This is a genomic window from Streptomyces sp. NPDC028711, assembly GCF_055565415.1.
This window is the reverse complement of the sequence record NZ_JBVHUJ010000007.1, coordinates 347,397-361,289: the sequence shown is the minus strand read 5'-3', so window position 1 is coordinate 361,289 and position 13,893 is coordinate 347,397. Positions and strand designations below refer to the sequence as shown.

The window sequence follows — 13,893 nt, the reverse complement described above, 5'->3', positions numbered from 1 at the left end:
TCGCCCGCCATGCCCTACCGCCGAGGAGCTGCCGTGAACGTCTCTACCTCCACCCTCTCCCTCACCGTCGCCGACGTGGACGCCTCCCGGGAGTTCCTCACCACCCACCTCGGCTACCAGGTCGCCATGGCTGCCGACGGCTTCGCCTCGCTGACCCGTGAGGACGCCGCCGTCGACATCGTGCTGCTCCGTCGCGGTACCGACGTCCTCCCGCCCGAGCAGCGGGACCAGCAGGCGGCCGGTCTGATCCTGGCGTTCACCGTCACCGACCTCGCCGCGGAGGAGGCCCGACTGCGTGCCGCGGGCGCCCCCATCACGATGCCGCTGCGCGAAGAGCCCTGGGGCGAGCGCCTCTTCCAGCTGACCGACCCCAATGGTGTCGTCGTCCAGCTCGTCGAATGGGTCGCCCCCGCGGGCGATGGCGCCTCGGAGTAACACCGGGTACGCGCGTGCGTGGACGGTCCGTCCGCGCATCCCGCCACACGCCGGAGGGCCGGACCGCTCGATGCGGTCCGGCCCTCCGGCGTACGCCTGCCTCTACACGGGGCAGGGGCGGTACTCCAGGCTGAGCTCGCGGTCGACGGCGTAGCTGGTCCGCATGGACGCGTCGATCACCTGCTGCCAGGACCCGTACTTGATGTAGAGCTGGTCGGCGGTGGGGCCGAGGGGATTGCCCATCGGCAGGACGCGGACCCGGCACACGACCGGGTCGGGGCTGGGACACGGGGCGTCGGCGGCCACGGGCCGGGCGAGCGGTGCCGTGATGACGGAACCACAGGCCTCGACGCGGCGCCTGCGACGGCGGCCGCCAACGACACGAGGGCGCGGCGCAGTCGCGAGGAGCGGGAGGCGGGGGGAGGCAAGGGGAGAGAGGAAGGACGCATGCGCGCCTCCTCGAAGCCACCGGCACCTCCTTCACGCAGGCGCACCGGTGATCACTCCTACGGGGACGTGCCGTCGCCGTGGGCACCCTGAGGAGGCTCCGTTCACTGGATCGGGGGGTGATCGAAGGGAGGGACGTTACTGCGGCCACCGGTGTGTAGTGATGCCGATACTTTCTGTGATGACCAGTCGGCACATCAAACAGGGGTTGTCCATGAGGAAGTTGGCTACGGCGGCGGTGGCCGTGGGGCTGTTCGTTGGGGGGATGGGGGTGGCAGTGGCGGACTCGTGGCACTCCCTCGGGCAGGCTGTGTCAACCGAGGGCGCCCAATTCGAGAAGGTGCGGTACCGGTGGGAGCCCGCTGGGGAGAAGCGCGGCGCCTTCCACTTCAAGGGTTCGTTGCGTGACCTAAATGAAAACGACGGCCACAACATCTACCTGGAGGTGAGGCCGCACTCCTACGGCTGGCAGCGGTTCAAGGGCGTACAGAAGCGCACCGTCCCGCTGGACAAATCCGTCTACGACGGAGCGACTCGCTACACCAATTCGGCTGACATGCGAGTGTGCCGGGACCGCGGGGCGCTTCGGCCGAACAACTGCTCGCCCGTCCAGTCCTTCAAGCGCCGCTAGCAGTCAATGGTTCGGGGAGCCGTCGACCAGCGGCTCCCCTTCTGCATAGGGAGTGCGGAACACGATGGACGTCATTCTCCGCGCCGAGGGCGTGGATCTCTTCTACGGCACCGAGCAGGCCGTCAGTAGCGCCGACTTCACTCTCAAGCGCGGCGAAGTGGCCGCCATCATGGGCAGCAGCGGATCAGGGAAGTCGTCACTGTTGTACTGCCTCGCGGGAGTCCTGCCCCCGAGCAACGGCTGCGTGACCTTCGACGGAGTGCGACTCTCCACCCTTCCCGACGGTGAGTTGAGCGCGCTGCGCCGTACGCGCCTCGGCTTCGTCTTCCAGTACGGCGAGCTGCTGCCGGAGCTGACCGTCGAGGAGAACGCGGCGCTTCCCCTCCGGCTTGCCGGGATCAGTAAGTCGCATGCCCATGCGATGGCGGCGCAGGTGCTGGGGCGGCTCGGCATGGGCGATCTGTTGCGGCGCAGGACCTCGAAGTTGTCCGGTGGCCAGAGTCAGCGCGTGGCAGTCGCGCGGGCCCTGGTCCACCGGCCGGACGTGGTGTTCGCGGACGAGCCGACCGGGGCGCTCGACAGCGCCAATGCCGATGCCGTGCTGGACGAGTTCCTGCAGCTGGCACGAAGGCAGAAGACGGCCGTCGTCATCGTCACCCACGACGCCGACGTGGCCGGCAAGGCCGATACGCAGTACACGATGACGGACGGCGTTCTGGCCCAACGGGTGGCGGTGTGAACCCGTTTCTCCTCGGGATGCGCCTGGTGTGGGGCAGTGGGCGCCGAGGACGGGCCCGCTTCCTCCTGATGGCGCTCGGCTCGGCGCTCGGAGTGGCGTGCCTTGCCGCCGTCCTCACCATCCCGTCGATCCTCACCGCTCACGACGCGCGCACGGCGGCACGGCAACCAGATTCCGGTACCGGCAACGTCCTGTACCAAGAATTCCGGGATCCCTACGGATCGCAACCGCTGCACCGCGTCTTCGTCGCACGGAAAGGCCATGGCCCCACTCCCGTACCCCCCGGGCTCGAGAGGCTTCCGCAGGCCGGAGAGGCGGTCGTTTCACCGAGGCTCTCCGAGGTTCTGGCCTCCAATCCGAGGGCAGCCGGACTTGTCCCCGGTCGCGTAACCGGAACCATCGCACCGGAGGGATTGGGCGACGCCCAGGACCTGTACGCGTACATCGGCACCACGCCGGCCGAGTTGACCGAAGCAGAGGAGCTGGGCGGCTTCGGCACCGGCTGGCCATCGCGAGAGATCGTCGAACCGTCGACCCTCACCATTCTCCGATTCACCCTCGGGTGCATCGTGCTGCTTCCCCTCGTCATCTTCCTCTCCGTCTGCGCACGGCTCTCAGGCGAAACGCGCGCACGGCGGCTCGCCGCCCTCCGGCTCGTCGGGCTCAGCCAGAAAGACACGCTGAGAGTCAATGCAGGGGAAAGCGTTGCCGCAGCCTCGGTCGGAGCCGTCCTCGGACTCATGGGGTACCTCGCAACCAATGAAGTCATGGCGCATGTGGGGCTGCCTGGACTTCACTGGTATCCAGCGGACGGCCGGCCGTCGGTCTTCACCCTTGTCGTGTGCCTGCTGGGCTGTCCGGCGCTCGCCTGGATCGTGGGGCAGTACAGCGCGCGCCGGGCCGCTCTGTCGCCGATCAGTGTGCGGCGGACCGGGGAGCTGCAACCCCCGAAGAAGATGGGGATGCTGCTGCTGATCCCGGGGGTCGGGGTCATCGCGGGTTACTGCCTGCTCAGCGTGATGGGACGCGACCCCTCCGGTGGGTCCGCCAATTCCGTCCTGGTGCCTGGAGCCGTCCTGTTGACCGGTGCGGGACTCGTATTCGGGCTCGCGCCGATCACGGCGTGGCTGGCACGGCGGCTGGCGGGAACAGCCAAGACACTGCCGATGGCCTTGGCGATGCGGCGTACGGAAGTCGATCCGGGCTCATCGTTGAGGGTGACCACGGGTCTCGTACTGCTGGTCTTCGGAGCCTCGCTCACTCAAGGTGTGCTCGTCGAGCTGGATCAAGTGAGCCGCTCCACCCATCCGGTCCAGGAGTACGGTCTTCCGTTCAGTCACTTGAGTGCCAGCCAGCGGCACGAGGTGTCCGAGGTCGCAGGTGTACAGACCCATGCGATGTATTCGCGTTCATGGAGCGCATCCCATGATGTCGACGCTCCCAGCACATACGCCGTGGTTGCAACATGTCAGCAACTTGCCGTCTTCGTAGAGAAGGTGAAGGGTTGCGTCGAGAACAAGGTGCTCCGAATCAAGGATGAAAACTTCTCCATCGACGCAGACTCCGTACCGGGAACAAGTTTTCCGTTCCTCCTGAGCAATGGACGCAAGTTCGACGTCACTGTCCCCAAGGAGAGTGTCACGGTCCGGGCCTACCAGCCCTCATACTTCTTCGGACCAAGCTTGGTCATCCCACCGTCGCTGGTTCCTTCAGGTCTTACCCCGGCAGAGGGCAGCCTCGTTCTTGTCAGCGACGCCGACCCCGGCACCGTCCGGTCCGTCCTCGACGGTATCGGGGCCGTCGCGCCCACCTCCACCGTCGATCCCGTCGGCATCGTCATCGACGCTCTCGCTCAGCTCACCGTGATCCGCAGTCTTCTCGCCGTCGGCATGGTGCTCGGGCTCGTCATCGGGGTGGCTGCCTTTGTCGTGTCCGTGGCCGATCGGGCCATGGAGCGGCGGGGGCAGGTGACCGCGCTTGCCTTGTTGGGGGCTCGGGCCGGGACGTTGCGGGTGGTGCAGGTGGTGCAGGTGTCGCTGCCGCTGGTGGTGGGGCTGGGGGCGGCGATCGTCACCGGGTGGCTTGCCGAGTCCAGTTATCTGATCACCGGGGGTGGCGAGGTGCACTGGGACTGGGAAGGGCTGCCGTTGCTGTTCGCCTGTGCGCTGGGGGTGCTGCTCGCGGCCGGGGTGGCCTCCGTTCCGATGGTGCGGCGGCACATCGATCCTGAGCACATCCGGCGGGATTGATCCTGCCGGGGGCGATGAGTTTCGGGTGAGGTGCGGGTCGTACTTCGCAGATGCCCCCACCGCCCAGGAGAGCTTCATGGCCGAGAACGTCGTCAAGGGTCCCGCCAGCTACTTCCCCTCCATCGAGAAGAAGTACGGCCGGCCGGTCTCCGAGTGGCAGGAGCTCATCCGTTCCTCGCCGCTCACCCAGCACATGGAGCTCGTCGCCTGGCTGAAGGCCGAGCACGGTCTTGGCCACGGGCACGCCAACGCGCTCGTGGCCCACACCCTTGCCGGGGGGAAGTGACCCGCCGCGGTCATGCCGCGAGATCGTGGGCCATACGCGCCCTGACCCGGTTCGTCAGCGCCGCCGTCGCCGCCGCCGTCACGGTTCCCGCCACCAGGGCCGTCCACCACAGGGCCGCCGGGCCGACGGCCGTGTAGGTCGCGACGCCCACCGTGAGCGCCGCGAAGCGGGCCACCCCCCAGGTCCAGCTGAAGGCCCCCTGGTAGCGGCCCCGGGCGTGGGCCGGGGCCAGGTTGGCGACAACGCCGGCGGCGATGCCGGCGACGACGACCTCGCCCAGGGACCAGACGACGACCGACACCGTGTAGCCGGCGATGCCGTCCGCGAGGCCGGTGAGCGCCACCCCCACCGCGATCAGGGTGCCGCCCGCGCCTTGTACGGCCAGCTGCGGGAACCGGGACAGCCGGGCCGTCACGAAGGGCTGCAGACCCACCACCATGATCGCGTTGACCGCCGCCATCGCCCCGTACACCGCCGGCGAGAGGCCGCTGTCGCGGACGGCGAGCGGCAGGGCGACCTCGGTGAGCGAGTACACGAAGAGCTGGACGCCGAAGAGCGGGAGCAGGAGGAGGGCGAGGCGGTCGCGGAGGACCACTCCGTAGCCGATGCCGTCCTTCTTCCCCTCGGACCTGGGCCGGGTCGTCATGCGCTCGGGCTCCGGCAGGCGGACCGCCACCACCAGCGCGTACGCGAGCATCGAGCCCGCGTCGACCGCGAACAGCAGCCAGTAGCCGCGGGCGGCGAGGTAGCCGCCGAGGATGCCCGCGACGGCGGTGCCGATGTTCACACCCCAGCCGAAGAGGGCGTACGCGCGCTGCCGGCGTTCGCTGTCGACGGCGTCCGCGAGGAGCGCGTACGCCGCCGGTGACACCGCGCTGCCCGCCGCGCTGATCAGCAGTGCCGCCGCGGCCATCGTCCACACGCCGGGGGCGAGGAAGAGCGCGCCCTGCGCGGCGGACGCGCCGATCAGGCCGATGAGCATCGTGGGGCGGCGGCCGATGCGGTCGGCGAGGATGCCGCCGACGGCGGGGCCGAGGAGGTTGCCCGCGCCGAGGGCACCGAGGACGTACGAGGTCTCGGCCCCGGTCACTCCGCGCGAGGCGAGGAAGAAGACGAGGAACGGGGTGACGAGGTAGCCGAGGCGGTTGACGATCGTTCCGGCGAAGATCGTCCAGACGACGGACGGGAGGTCGCGGAAGGAGGACGGGACCGGGATCTTGATCGGGAGCGGTGAGGGCATGGGTGGAGACTGCGCGAAACCCACCTTCGGCCTCCATTGATTAAGCTCAGACCGAATCCAATCCCCGCCCTCTGCAGAGCGGATCAGATCCCCAGGCCTCACTCCTGCTGCCCTGCCGGTGCCGGTACCCGCCCCCCACCTAGGACATCGAACTGTGGAATCCGGGCTCAGCTTCTCCGCCGCCGACCTCGCCCAGACGCGCTTCGCCGTCTCCCCCATGTGGGAGGTCGTCACCAGCTACCGCGTCCTCACCCGTCTGCCCGACTCCGCGCCCCACCGGCGCTGGGCCGCCCAGGTCCGGCCGCGGATCGGGCGGGCCGGGCTCGACCGGGGCTGGCTCGCCGCGCTCGTGCCCCGCGACGGCTACCTCGCCGACTTCCTCAACCCCACCCCCGCCGGGCCCTTCCCCACCCTTGACGCCGAACTCGACGCCATCCGCCGCACCCCCGCCGACCAGGTACGGAACGATCTCGGCATGCTGGCGAGAGAGGGCGGGGCCGGGGCCAGGGCGCGGATTCTGTACGACGATCCCGCCGCCGCCCTCCTGAAGGTCGCCGATGAGATCGAGACCTACTGGGAGCTCGCCCTCGCCCCCTACTGGGCGCGGATCCAGCAGGTGCTCGAAGCCGATGTCTTCCACCGGGCCCGACAGGTCGCCGAGCACGGTTCCGCCCGGGTCCTGAGCGAGCTCCACGAGACAGTGCGGTGGGACGACGGCACCCTGCGTCTCGTACGGCGGCACTGCTCGCTCAGCCGCGACCGGGCGGGGTCCGGGCTGCTGCTCGTTCCCTCCGTCTTCGCCTGGCCGCGGGTGCTCACCCGGTCCGTTCGCCCCGACCCGCCTCAACTCGCCTATCCCGCCCGGGGATTCGGCACCGTCTGGGAACCCCGTACCGCCGACGCGACGGAGGCTGTCGCCGCCGTCCTCGGGCGTTCCCGCGCCCTGCTCCTCGCCGAACTCGACACCCCCGCGTCCACCACCCAGCTCGCCACGCAGTGCGGTCTCTCCGCGGCCGGGGTCTCCCAGCACCTCATCGCCCTGCGGAACGCCGGTCTGGTCACCGCCCATCGCAGCGGACGCTCCGTCCTCTACGCCCGCACCGCCGTCGCCGACCAGCTCCTCAACCCGTAGGGGTCAGGGGATCATGGACGGATGACTTCCTCTCCTCTCCCCTCCTGGTCGGAGCGGTCCGTGGTGCGTGACGGAGTACGGCTGCTCTGCCGCGACTGGGGCGGCTCGGGTCCCGACGTACTCCTGCTGCACGGGCTCGCCGGACACGCCGGCGAATGGGACGCCACCGCCCGGCTGCTGCGGGACTCCGGCCACCGCGTCGTCGCCCTCGATCAGCGCGGGCACGGCGGCAGCGAGCGGCACCCCGGGGACGTCTCGCGTGCCGCGTACGTCGCCGACGCCGTCGCCGCCATCGAGCAACTCGGCCTGACGCGGCCCGTGATGGTCGGGCAGTCGCTCGGCGGGAGTACCGCCCTGCTCACGGCCGCCGCCCGTCCCGGGCTGCCGCGCGCCCTCGTCCTCGTCGAGGCCGGGCCCGGCGGGGCCGGCCCCGGTGTCCAGGAGCAGATAGGGAGTTGGCTGCGGGCGTGGCCGGTGCCGTTCCCGTCGCGGGAGGCGGCCGCCGCGTATCTGGGCGGCGGCACGGAACCCGTAGGGGAGGGGTGGGCCCGTGGGCTCGAAGAGCGCGCGGACGGGCTGTGGCCGCGTTTCGACCCCGAGGTCATGGTGGGGTCCCTCGACGAGAACGCCACCCGCGCCTTCTGGGACGAATGGGGGGCCGTCGCCTGTCCCACGCTCGCGGTCCTCGGACAGGGCGAACAGGGCGGGATCATCGGCGGTGACGAGTACGCGGAGATGGTCCGGCTCCGGCCCGCACTGCGCGGCGTCAGCCTGCCGGGCGCCGGGCACGACCTGCATCTGGAGCGGCCCGGGGCTCTGCACCGGCTGATCGTCGACTTCCTTCGGGATGTCCTCTGAAGTCTGCTGAAGTCTTCCGAGGTCTTCCGAGGTCTTCCGAGGTCTTCTCCTTCCTCTTGCCTTCGAGCACACTCCAGTTCCTAGAGTGCGCCCATGCGCTATCGGATACTCGGCGGGACCGGGATCGACGTCAGTACCTACTGCCTCGGCACGATGATGTTCGGCGCCGTCGGCAATCCGGACCATCAGGAGTCCGTACGGATCATCCATGCCGCCCTCGACCGGGGCATCAACTTCGTGGACACCGCCGACATGTACTCGGCCGGCGAGTCCGAGGAGATCGTCGGCAAGGCACTGCGCGACCCCCGTCGCCGCGACGAGACCGTGCTCGCCACCAAGGTGTACTTCCCGTTCGGCGGCGAGGGCCCCAACCGGGGCGGCACCTCGCGCCGCTGGATCACCCGGGCCGTCGAGAACAGCCTCAAGCGGCTCGGCACCGACTGGATCGACCTCTACCAGGTCCACCGGCCCGACCACCGCACGGACATCGAGGAGACCCTCGACGTCCTCGGCGACCTCGTCTCCCAGGGGAAGATCCGTGCCTTCGGCTGCTCCACCTTCCCCGCCGAGGAGATCGTCGAGGCCCACGCCGTCGCCGAGCGGCGCGGGCTGCGCCGCTTCCGCTCCGAGCAGCCGCCGTACTCACTGCTCGCGCGGGGCGTCGAGGCGTCCGTCCTGCCGGTCGCACGGCGGTACGGGATGGGCGTGCTGACCTGGAGCCCGCTCGCCTCCGGCTTCCTCACCGGCAAGTACCGCAAGGGCCGGCCGATCGACCTCACCAGCGGGCGGCCCGCCCTCACCCCCCACCGCTTCGACCCGGCGCTCCCCGGCAACGCCGCGAAGCTCGACGCCGTCGAGGAGTTCATCGCGCTCGCGGACGAGATCGGATGCTCCCTGCCCGAGCTCGCCATCGCCTTCGCCGCCGCGCACCCGGCCGTGACCTCGGTCATCATCGGACCCCGGGCGATGGAGCAGCTGGAAGGCCTGCTGAAGGGCGCGCCCCTCCTGCTCACGGACGACGTCCTCGACCGGATCGACGCGATCGTGCCGCCGGGGACGAACCTCTACCAGCCGGACGGGGCCTGGCGGCCGTCCCACCTCACCGAAACGGCCCTTCGGCGGCGGCCGTTGGACGAGCGCGCCGCGTCCTGACTCCGGCCGGTCGACCCGGCTCCCGTCGGTTCGCGGTGAGCTGCTCCGTATCCACGGGCCCGGCTCGGTCGGGTGGGGCGAGTGGGGCGGGCGGGTGATTTCTGCTTCTTTTCCGGCCGTCGCCGCGTGCCGTGTCGAGAACCCGCCCCCGGCTCCGACTGTCCTGCGAGAGGCAGTACCCACATGAGGAGGACGTCATGAAGTACCTGGTGATGGTGCAGGGCGCGCAGGCCGACTACGAGGCCATGGTGGGCCGTCCCACCGCGAACAGTCCCGCGTGGAGCAAGTCGGACGTCCAGACGATGTTCGACCACATGAACGCGATCAACGAGGAGCTGTCGGCGTCCGGCGAGATGGTCGACGCCCAGGGTCTCGCCGCCCCGTCCACGACCCGGTTCGTGACGGTGGACGGAGACGGCAAGCCGGTCGTCACGGACGGCCCGTACGCGGAGACCAAGGAGGTCATCGCCGGTTACTGGGTCCTCGACTGCGCCTCCCTCGACCGCGTCACGGAGATCGCCGCCCAGGTGGCCCGCTGCCCGCAGCCGGCCGGAGCGCCGGAGTACCCGGTCGTCATCCGCCCGATCGACGAGATCGGCCCGAGCCAGGACTGAGCCCTGGGGGCGGGGGTGGACCGCACCCGGCGCTGTCGGTGCCGGGTGCGAGGATCCCCTTGTGGACAACGCACCCCTCGACCTCCGGCAGGTCACCGATCCCCACGACGTCACCCCGGAGCTGCGGCGGGAGCTCGTCGACTGCTGGGTCGAGGTCACCAACGCCGGCGGGGCGGCGGGGTTCCCGTTCCCTCCCATCGACGCGGGCCTGGCCGCCCCGGCGGTCGACGCCCTCGTCGCGGGCCTCGCGCCCGGGACGAGCCGCCTCGTGGTCGCGAGGGCCGGCGGCGGCCTCGCCGGGTGGCTGAACGTGCGCCGTGACCCCTTCGCGCTCGTCTCCCACTGGGGGACGCTCCACCACGTGCAGACCCGGACGGGCCTGCGCGGACGCGGGATCGGAGCCGCCCTCGTGAACCGCGTGCGGGAGATCGCCCGCGACGAGATGGGGCTGGAACAGCTCCGGCTGGCCGCGCGCGGCGGCCTCGGGCTCGAGGAGTTCTACGGCCGCCTCGGCTGGCGGGAGACCGGTCGCTGGCCCGGTGCCCTGCGGCTGGCGCCGGGGGACGATCGCGACGAGATCCTGATGCTCCTCAGCCCCCTGTGACCCGGGCGGTCACCGGTCCTGCCGTGCGTCCCCCTCACGGAGCCGGGTCAGGGTCGCGTCCAGGTCGTCCGTCGCGCACGTGCTCCTCCGGTTGTACGGGAGCCTGCCCAGCACCAGAGCCATGCCGCAGGTGTTGGTCAGCGCCGAGAAGACAAGCCCGCCCGCGACGCCCGCCGACAGCAGCTGGAACGCCGGGTGGACGAGGAGCCCGAGGGCGAGGCCCAGCAGCACCAGCGCGCCCGCGACCAGCCTGACCTGGCGGTCCATCGCCCACACCGGCTTCACCGTGGCACCCTCCGGGCGTTCGAGGCCGTGCCCGCGGGCCGCCCAGCCGCTCGTACCGCCGTCGAGGTCGTGGACGGCGATGCCGTGGCCTGCGAGCCGGGCGCACGCGGCGGCCGAGCGGCCGCCGGACTGGCAGACGACGAGCAGCCCGCCTCGCGCCGCCGCCTCCCGCAGCGCGGGCACGGCCCGGTCGAGCCGGTCGAGGGGGACGTTGAGCGCTCCGGGCACGTGCCCGGAGGCGTACTCCGCGGGTGTGCGCACGTCGACCACGGTGAGTTCGGCCAGCCGGGTGCGGGCCTGGTCGGGGTCGAGCAGGAGGGGTGCGTTCATGGCAGCTGTCATCCTTGGTCGTCGTGGAACCCCGTGCGGGGATTAAATTACCCCCTGGGGTATCGATCGAGGAGTAGCTGTGGAACTGGATCTCGCCGGTACGGAGCTCAAGGCGGTCCTGAACCGGCTGCGCCGGGCCCAGGGCCAGATCGCCGGCGTGATCAGGATGATCGAGGAGGGCCGGGACTGCGAGGAGGTCGTCACCCAGCTGGCCGCCGCCTCCCGGGCCCTGGACCGGGCCGGGTTCGCGATCATCGCCACCGGGCTGCAGCAGTGTCTGGCCGACGCCGAAGAAGGCCGCGCGAACGGCGAGGACCGTGACGCGATGCGCGCCCGGCTCGAGAAGCTCTTTCTGTCGCTGGCGTAGCGATCCCCGATCCCGGAGGCCCGAGGCTCCAAACCCTCCGGCACCCGCCCCGGCCCCGACCCTGACCCCGACATGGACGTACCCCCGGGGAGATCCCCCAGGGGTACGTCCGCGTCCGTGGCCCATCGCAGTCCCGCGTCAGTCGTCGGCCAGGCCCTTCAGGCGCTTCGCGATCTTCGTGAGGCGGGCGCCCTGGTAGCGGGCGGCCTGGAGGACGTTCTCCTCCGGGGCCCCGTTCGCGCCCGGGTGGGCGGTGCCGTACGGGTTGCCGCCGGCCGCGTAGACCGCCGGGTCGGTGAAGCCGGGGGAGACGATGACCGAGCCCCAGTGGTGGAACGTGTTGTAGAGCGCGAGCAGCGTCGACTCGTTGCCGCCGTGCAGGTTGTGCGCGCTGGTGAAGGCGGTCGCGGGCTTGTCCGCCATGACGCCCCGCTGCCACAGCCCGCCCGTGGTGTCGATGTACTGCTTCAGCTGCGCGGCCACGTTGCCGAAACGGGTCGGCGAGCCGAGCGCGTACGCGTCCGCCCACTCCAGGTCCTCGAGCGTGGCGGTCTCCACGTCACCGGTGGCGTCCACATGCGCCCGCCAGGCCGGGTTCGAGTCGATGGCGGCGTCGGGGGCGAGCTCGGGCACCCGGCGCAGGCGCACCTCGGCGCCAGCCTTCTCGGCGCCCTCGGCGACGGCCTGCGCGAGCTGGTGGACGGCACCCGTGGCCGAGTAGTAGATGACGGCGACCTTGACGGACATGGCGAACTCTCCTCAACCGGATTACGTTCCGTTTCTCTGGACCAAAGCTAAGCGGATCACTATCCGGTTCGCAAGGGGGGCGGGTATGCTCAGCTCAGGGACCGACGAGACCTACCGGCCGACAGCGGCCGGATCGGACTTTCGTACGAGCGACAACGACAGCGACCGGAGCGGGGGAGACGGGGCGCACAGGGCAGAGGAGCCGACCGGATGAGCACGGAGAACCCGCAGGCCGGAGGCGCGGCGGCGCCGCTGCCCGGCCTGCTCCCCACCGTCGGCACCCCCGCCCCCGAGCGCGCCGACGCGGCCCGCAACCGGCGCAAGATCCTCGACGCCGCCGCCCGGATCGTCACCGAGGACGGCCCGCACGCCGTCACCATGAACCAGGTCGCCCACGCCAGCGGCATCGGCGTCGGCACCGTCTACCGCCGCTTCGGCGACGTCTCCCAGCTCCTGTGGGCGCTCCTCGACGACCGCGAGCGCCGGTTCCAGGAGGCGTACATGAGCGGCCCGCCGCCGCTGGGCCCCGGTGCCCCGGCCGCCGAACGGCTCGACGCCTTCCTCGACGCGCTCGTCGACCGGATCGGGGAGCAGCGCGAGATCCTGCTGGCCGCGCACTCCGCCGCGCCCCGCACGCGCTATCAGAGCGGTGCGTACCGGGTGATGCACACGCACGTCACCATGCTGATCGGGCAGCTCAGGCCCGGGCCCGACAGCGCGCTCCTGGCCCATCTGCTGCTCGCGCCGTTCTCCCCCGACGTCATGCACCATCTGGCGGTCGAGCAGGAACTGCCGGCGGACCGCCTGAAGGCGGGGGTACGGGAGCTGCTCCGGCTGCGCGCCTGACTCCTGACGTAGAGCCGCCGCTCCGGCTGCGCGCCTGACACGCCCGCCCGGAGAGCCGCTCCGGCCGCACACCCGAAACACCTCCCGGAGAGCCGCTCCGGCTGCGCGCCCTGACACACGCCCCCGGCGCGTGGACGTCAGCCCAGCGCCGCCAGTCCGTCCAGGACCCTTCCCAGGCCGAAGCGGTACGCGTGTTCCGCGTCGTACAGGCCGTCGTACGCGATCGCCGCCGCCTCGCCCACCCGTGCGGCCAGCGGGAACCGGGTCCCGTCGAGGACCCGGGTGAGCAGGGGTTCGTGGGCGGCCCACCACTCGCCGTCGGACATCGCGCTCTCGCGGGCCACGGCCCGTGCGTCCAGCTCCGCCCGCGCGCCGGACTGCACGAAGCCGAGGACGTACGTCAGGGCCGAGTCGCGGGACACGTCGTCGAGCCCGAGCCCTTCGAAGGCGCCGAGCTCGTACTCGTACTTGGTCATCACGCCGGGCCCCAACGGCGCCCGTACGATCCGCAGTTCGACCAGCCACGGGTGGCGCAGGTGCAGTGCCCGGTTGGCGTCGGCGACCGCCGTGACCCGGGTCCGCCAGGGTTCCTCCGGGCGGAACGGCGGCCGGTCCATACGGAGGAAGACGGCGTCCAGCATGAGGTCGAGGAGCTCGGCCTTGCCGGGGACGTAGGTGTAGAGCGTCATCGGGGTCACGCCGAGGTGCTGGGCCACCGCGCGCATGGTGAGCCCGTCGAGCCCGGCGCGGTCCGCGAGGGCGAGGGCGGCGTCGACGACCGCGTCGACGGTGAGGCCCTGTCGGGGGCCCCGGCGGCCGGCCGGGGCCTCGGTGCCGTCGCGCCACAACAGTTCCAGGGTGCGCGCGGGGTCGCCGGCGCCGCTGCTGCTCTTGCCCTTCGAGGCCGCCATGTCGTTCCGTTCTCGCAGGT

Annotated in this window: 17 protein-coding genes; 12 read left to right on the top strand and 5 right to left on the bottom strand. The window is 71.1% G+C overall.

Translation table 11 applies throughout. The annotated features are described in order from the left end of the window. Positions 1-33: 33 nt before the first annotated feature. Positions 34-435 (top strand): VOC family protein, encoded by a 402-nt coding sequence (locus ACZ4VK_RS23550; protein ID WP_468355171.1) that lies wholly within the window; start codon positions 34-36, stop codon positions 433-435. A gap of 102 nt (positions 436-537) precedes the next feature. Here ACZ4VK_RS23550 and ACZ4VK_RS23545 read toward each other — a convergent pair whose 3' ends face one another. After that, positions 538-678, bottom strand: a complete 141-nt coding sequence (locus tag ACZ4VK_RS23545) for a hypothetical protein (RefSeq protein WP_468355168.1) — start codon at positions 676-678, stop codon at positions 538-540. A gap of 385 nt (positions 679-1,063) precedes the next feature. Here ACZ4VK_RS23545 and ACZ4VK_RS23540 point away from each other — a divergent pair, with 385 nt between their 5' ends. The 4 genes from ACZ4VK_RS23540 to ACZ4VK_RS23525 all read left to right on the top strand — a co-directional run bounded on the left by ACZ4VK_RS23540 (position 1,064) and on the right by ACZ4VK_RS23525 (position 4,787). Continuing rightward, complete coding sequence (locus ACZ4VK_RS23540; RefSeq protein WP_468355165.1) at positions 1,064-1,513, top strand: hypothetical protein; 450 nt, start codon at positions 1,064-1,066, stop codon at positions 1,511-1,513. A 64-nt stretch (positions 1,514-1,577) separates the two neighbouring features. Further along, the gene (locus tag ACZ4VK_RS23535) at positions 1,578-2,252 is read left to right on the top strand and encodes an ABC transporter ATP-binding protein (protein ID WP_468355162.1); all 675 of its coding nucleotides are present in this window, start codon (positions 1,578-1,580) and stop codon (positions 2,250-2,252) included. After that, positions 2,249-4,501 (top strand): FtsX-like permease family protein, encoded by a 2,253-nt coding sequence (locus tag ACZ4VK_RS23530; RefSeq protein ID WP_468355159.1) that lies wholly within the window; start codon positions 2,249-2,251, stop codon positions 4,499-4,501. Before ACZ4VK_RS23535 ends, ACZ4VK_RS23530 begins: the two co-directional genes overlap by 4 nt. 76 nt (positions 4,502-4,577) lie before the next feature. Then, a complete protein-coding gene (locus ACZ4VK_RS23525; RefSeq protein ID WP_468355156.1) occupies positions 4,578-4,787 on the top strand; it encodes a DUF4287 domain-containing protein in 210 nt (69 codons plus the stop codon). 10 nt (positions 4,788-4,797) lie between these two features. On the opposite strand, the gene ACZ4VK_RS23520 is transcribed toward ACZ4VK_RS23525, so the two are convergent. Further along, entirely contained in the window at positions 4,798-6,027 is a 1,230-nt protein-coding gene (locus ACZ4VK_RS23520) for an MFS transporter (RefSeq protein ID WP_468355153.1), read from the bottom strand. A 154-nt stretch (positions 6,028-6,181) separates the two neighbouring features. On the opposite strand from ACZ4VK_RS23520, the gene ACZ4VK_RS23515 reads away from it, so the two are divergent. From ACZ4VK_RS23515 to ACZ4VK_RS23495, 5 genes are all read left to right on the top strand, one after another. Then, a complete protein-coding gene (locus tag ACZ4VK_RS23515) occupies positions 6,182-7,159 on the top strand; it encodes an ArsR/SmtB family transcription factor (protein WP_468355150.1) in 978 nt (325 codons plus the stop codon). A 21-nt stretch (positions 7,160-7,180) separates the two neighbouring features. Then, complete coding sequence (locus tag ACZ4VK_RS23510; protein WP_468355147.1) at positions 7,181-8,017, top strand: alpha/beta fold hydrolase; 837 nt, start codon at positions 7,181-7,183, stop codon at positions 8,015-8,017. Between the two features lie 93 nt (positions 8,018-8,110). Further along, positions 8,111-9,169: an aldo/keto reductase gene (locus tag ACZ4VK_RS23505; RefSeq protein WP_468355144.1), complete on the top strand. Its 1,059-nt coding sequence runs from the start codon at positions 8,111-8,113 to the stop codon at positions 9,167-9,169. A 197-nt stretch (positions 9,170-9,366) separates the two neighbouring features. Further along, positions 9,367-9,783: a YciI family protein gene (locus ACZ4VK_RS23500; protein ID WP_468355141.1), complete on the top strand. Its 417-nt coding sequence runs from the start codon at positions 9,367-9,369 to the stop codon at positions 9,781-9,783. A 61-nt stretch (positions 9,784-9,844) separates the two neighbouring features. Next, entirely contained in the window at positions 9,845-10,387 is a 543-nt protein-coding gene (locus ACZ4VK_RS23495; protein WP_468355138.1) for a GNAT family N-acetyltransferase, read from the top strand. A gap of 9 nt (positions 10,388-10,396) precedes the next feature. Here the strand turns inward: ACZ4VK_RS23495 and ACZ4VK_RS23490 are convergent, their stop codons facing one another. Continuing rightward, positions 10,397-11,002, bottom strand: coding sequence for a rhodanese-like domain-containing protein (locus tag ACZ4VK_RS23490; RefSeq protein WP_468355135.1), 606 nt, complete (start codon positions 11,000-11,002; stop codon positions 10,397-10,399). 79 nt (positions 11,003-11,081) lie between these two features. On the opposite strand from ACZ4VK_RS23490, the gene ACZ4VK_RS23485 reads away from it, so the two are divergent. Beyond that, positions 11,082-11,369, top strand: coding sequence for a metal-sensitive transcriptional regulator (locus tag ACZ4VK_RS23485; protein ID WP_389684675.1), 288 nt, complete (start codon positions 11,082-11,084; stop codon positions 11,367-11,369). Positions 11,370-11,507: 138 nt separating this feature from the next. Here the strand turns inward: ACZ4VK_RS23485 and wrbA are convergent, their stop codons facing one another. Further along, complete coding sequence (wrbA, locus tag ACZ4VK_RS23480; RefSeq protein ID WP_468355132.1) at positions 11,508-12,116, bottom strand: NAD(P)H:quinone oxidoreductase; 609 nt, start codon at positions 12,114-12,116, stop codon at positions 11,508-11,510. Between the two features lie 210 nt (positions 12,117-12,326). Here wrbA and ACZ4VK_RS23475 point away from each other — a divergent pair, with 210 nt between their 5' ends. Next, complete coding sequence (locus ACZ4VK_RS23475; protein ID WP_468355129.1) at positions 12,327-12,962, top strand: TetR/AcrR family transcriptional regulator; 636 nt, start codon at positions 12,327-12,329, stop codon at positions 12,960-12,962. A gap of 137 nt (positions 12,963-13,099) precedes the next feature. Here the strand turns inward: ACZ4VK_RS23475 and ACZ4VK_RS23470 are convergent, their stop codons facing one another. After that, entirely contained in the window at positions 13,100-13,873 is a 774-nt protein-coding gene (locus ACZ4VK_RS23470) for a TetR/AcrR family transcriptional regulator (RefSeq protein ID WP_468355126.1), read from the bottom strand. Between the last annotated feature and the right edge of the window lie 20 nt (positions 13,874-13,893).

Excerpts from the sequence above, each read along its gene's own strand:
- ACZ4VK_RS23545 (WP_468355168.1), bottom strand. The coding sequence starts at position 678 with ATGGGCAATCCCCTCGGCCCCACCGCCGACCAGCTCTACATCAAGTAC.
- ACZ4VK_RS23540 (WP_468355165.1), top strand. The coding sequence starts at position 1,064 with ATGACCAGTCGGCACATCAAACAGGGGTTGTCCATGAGGAAGTTGGCT.
- ACZ4VK_RS23535 (WP_468355162.1), top strand. The coding sequence starts at position 1,578 with ATGGACGTCATTCTCCGCGCCGAGGGCGTGGATCTCTTCTACGGCACC.
- ACZ4VK_RS23525 (WP_468355156.1), top strand. The coding sequence starts at position 4,578 with ATGGCCGAGAACGTCGTCAAGGGTCCCGCCAGCTACTTCCCCTCCATC.
- ACZ4VK_RS23520 (WP_468355153.1), bottom strand. The coding sequence starts at position 6,027 with ATGCCCTCACCGCTCCCGATCAAGATCCCGGTCCCGTCCTCCTTCCGC.
- ACZ4VK_RS23510 (WP_468355147.1), top strand. The coding sequence starts at position 7,181 with ATGACTTCCTCTCCTCTCCCCTCCTGGTCGGAGCGGTCCGTGGTGCGT.
- ACZ4VK_RS23505 (WP_468355144.1), top strand. The coding sequence starts at position 8,111 with ATGCGCTATCGGATACTCGGCGGGACCGGGATCGACGTCAGTACCTAC.
- ACZ4VK_RS23500 (WP_468355141.1), top strand. The coding sequence starts at position 9,367 with ATGAAGTACCTGGTGATGGTGCAGGGCGCGCAGGCCGACTACGAGGCC.
- ACZ4VK_RS23490 (WP_468355135.1), bottom strand. The coding sequence starts at position 11,002 with ATGAACGCACCCCTCCTGCTCGACCCCGACCAGGCCCGCACCCGGCTG.
- wrbA (WP_468355132.1), bottom strand. The coding sequence starts at position 12,116 with ATGTCCGTCAAGGTCGCCGTCATCTACTACTCGGCCACGGGTGCCGTC.
- ACZ4VK_RS23475 (WP_468355129.1), top strand. The coding sequence starts at position 12,327 with ATGAGCACGGAGAACCCGCAGGCCGGAGGCGCGGCGGCGCCGCTGCCC.
- ACZ4VK_RS23470 (WP_468355126.1), bottom strand. The coding sequence starts at position 13,873 with ATGGCGGCCTCGAAGGGCAAGAGCAGCAGCGGCGCCGGCGACCCCGCG.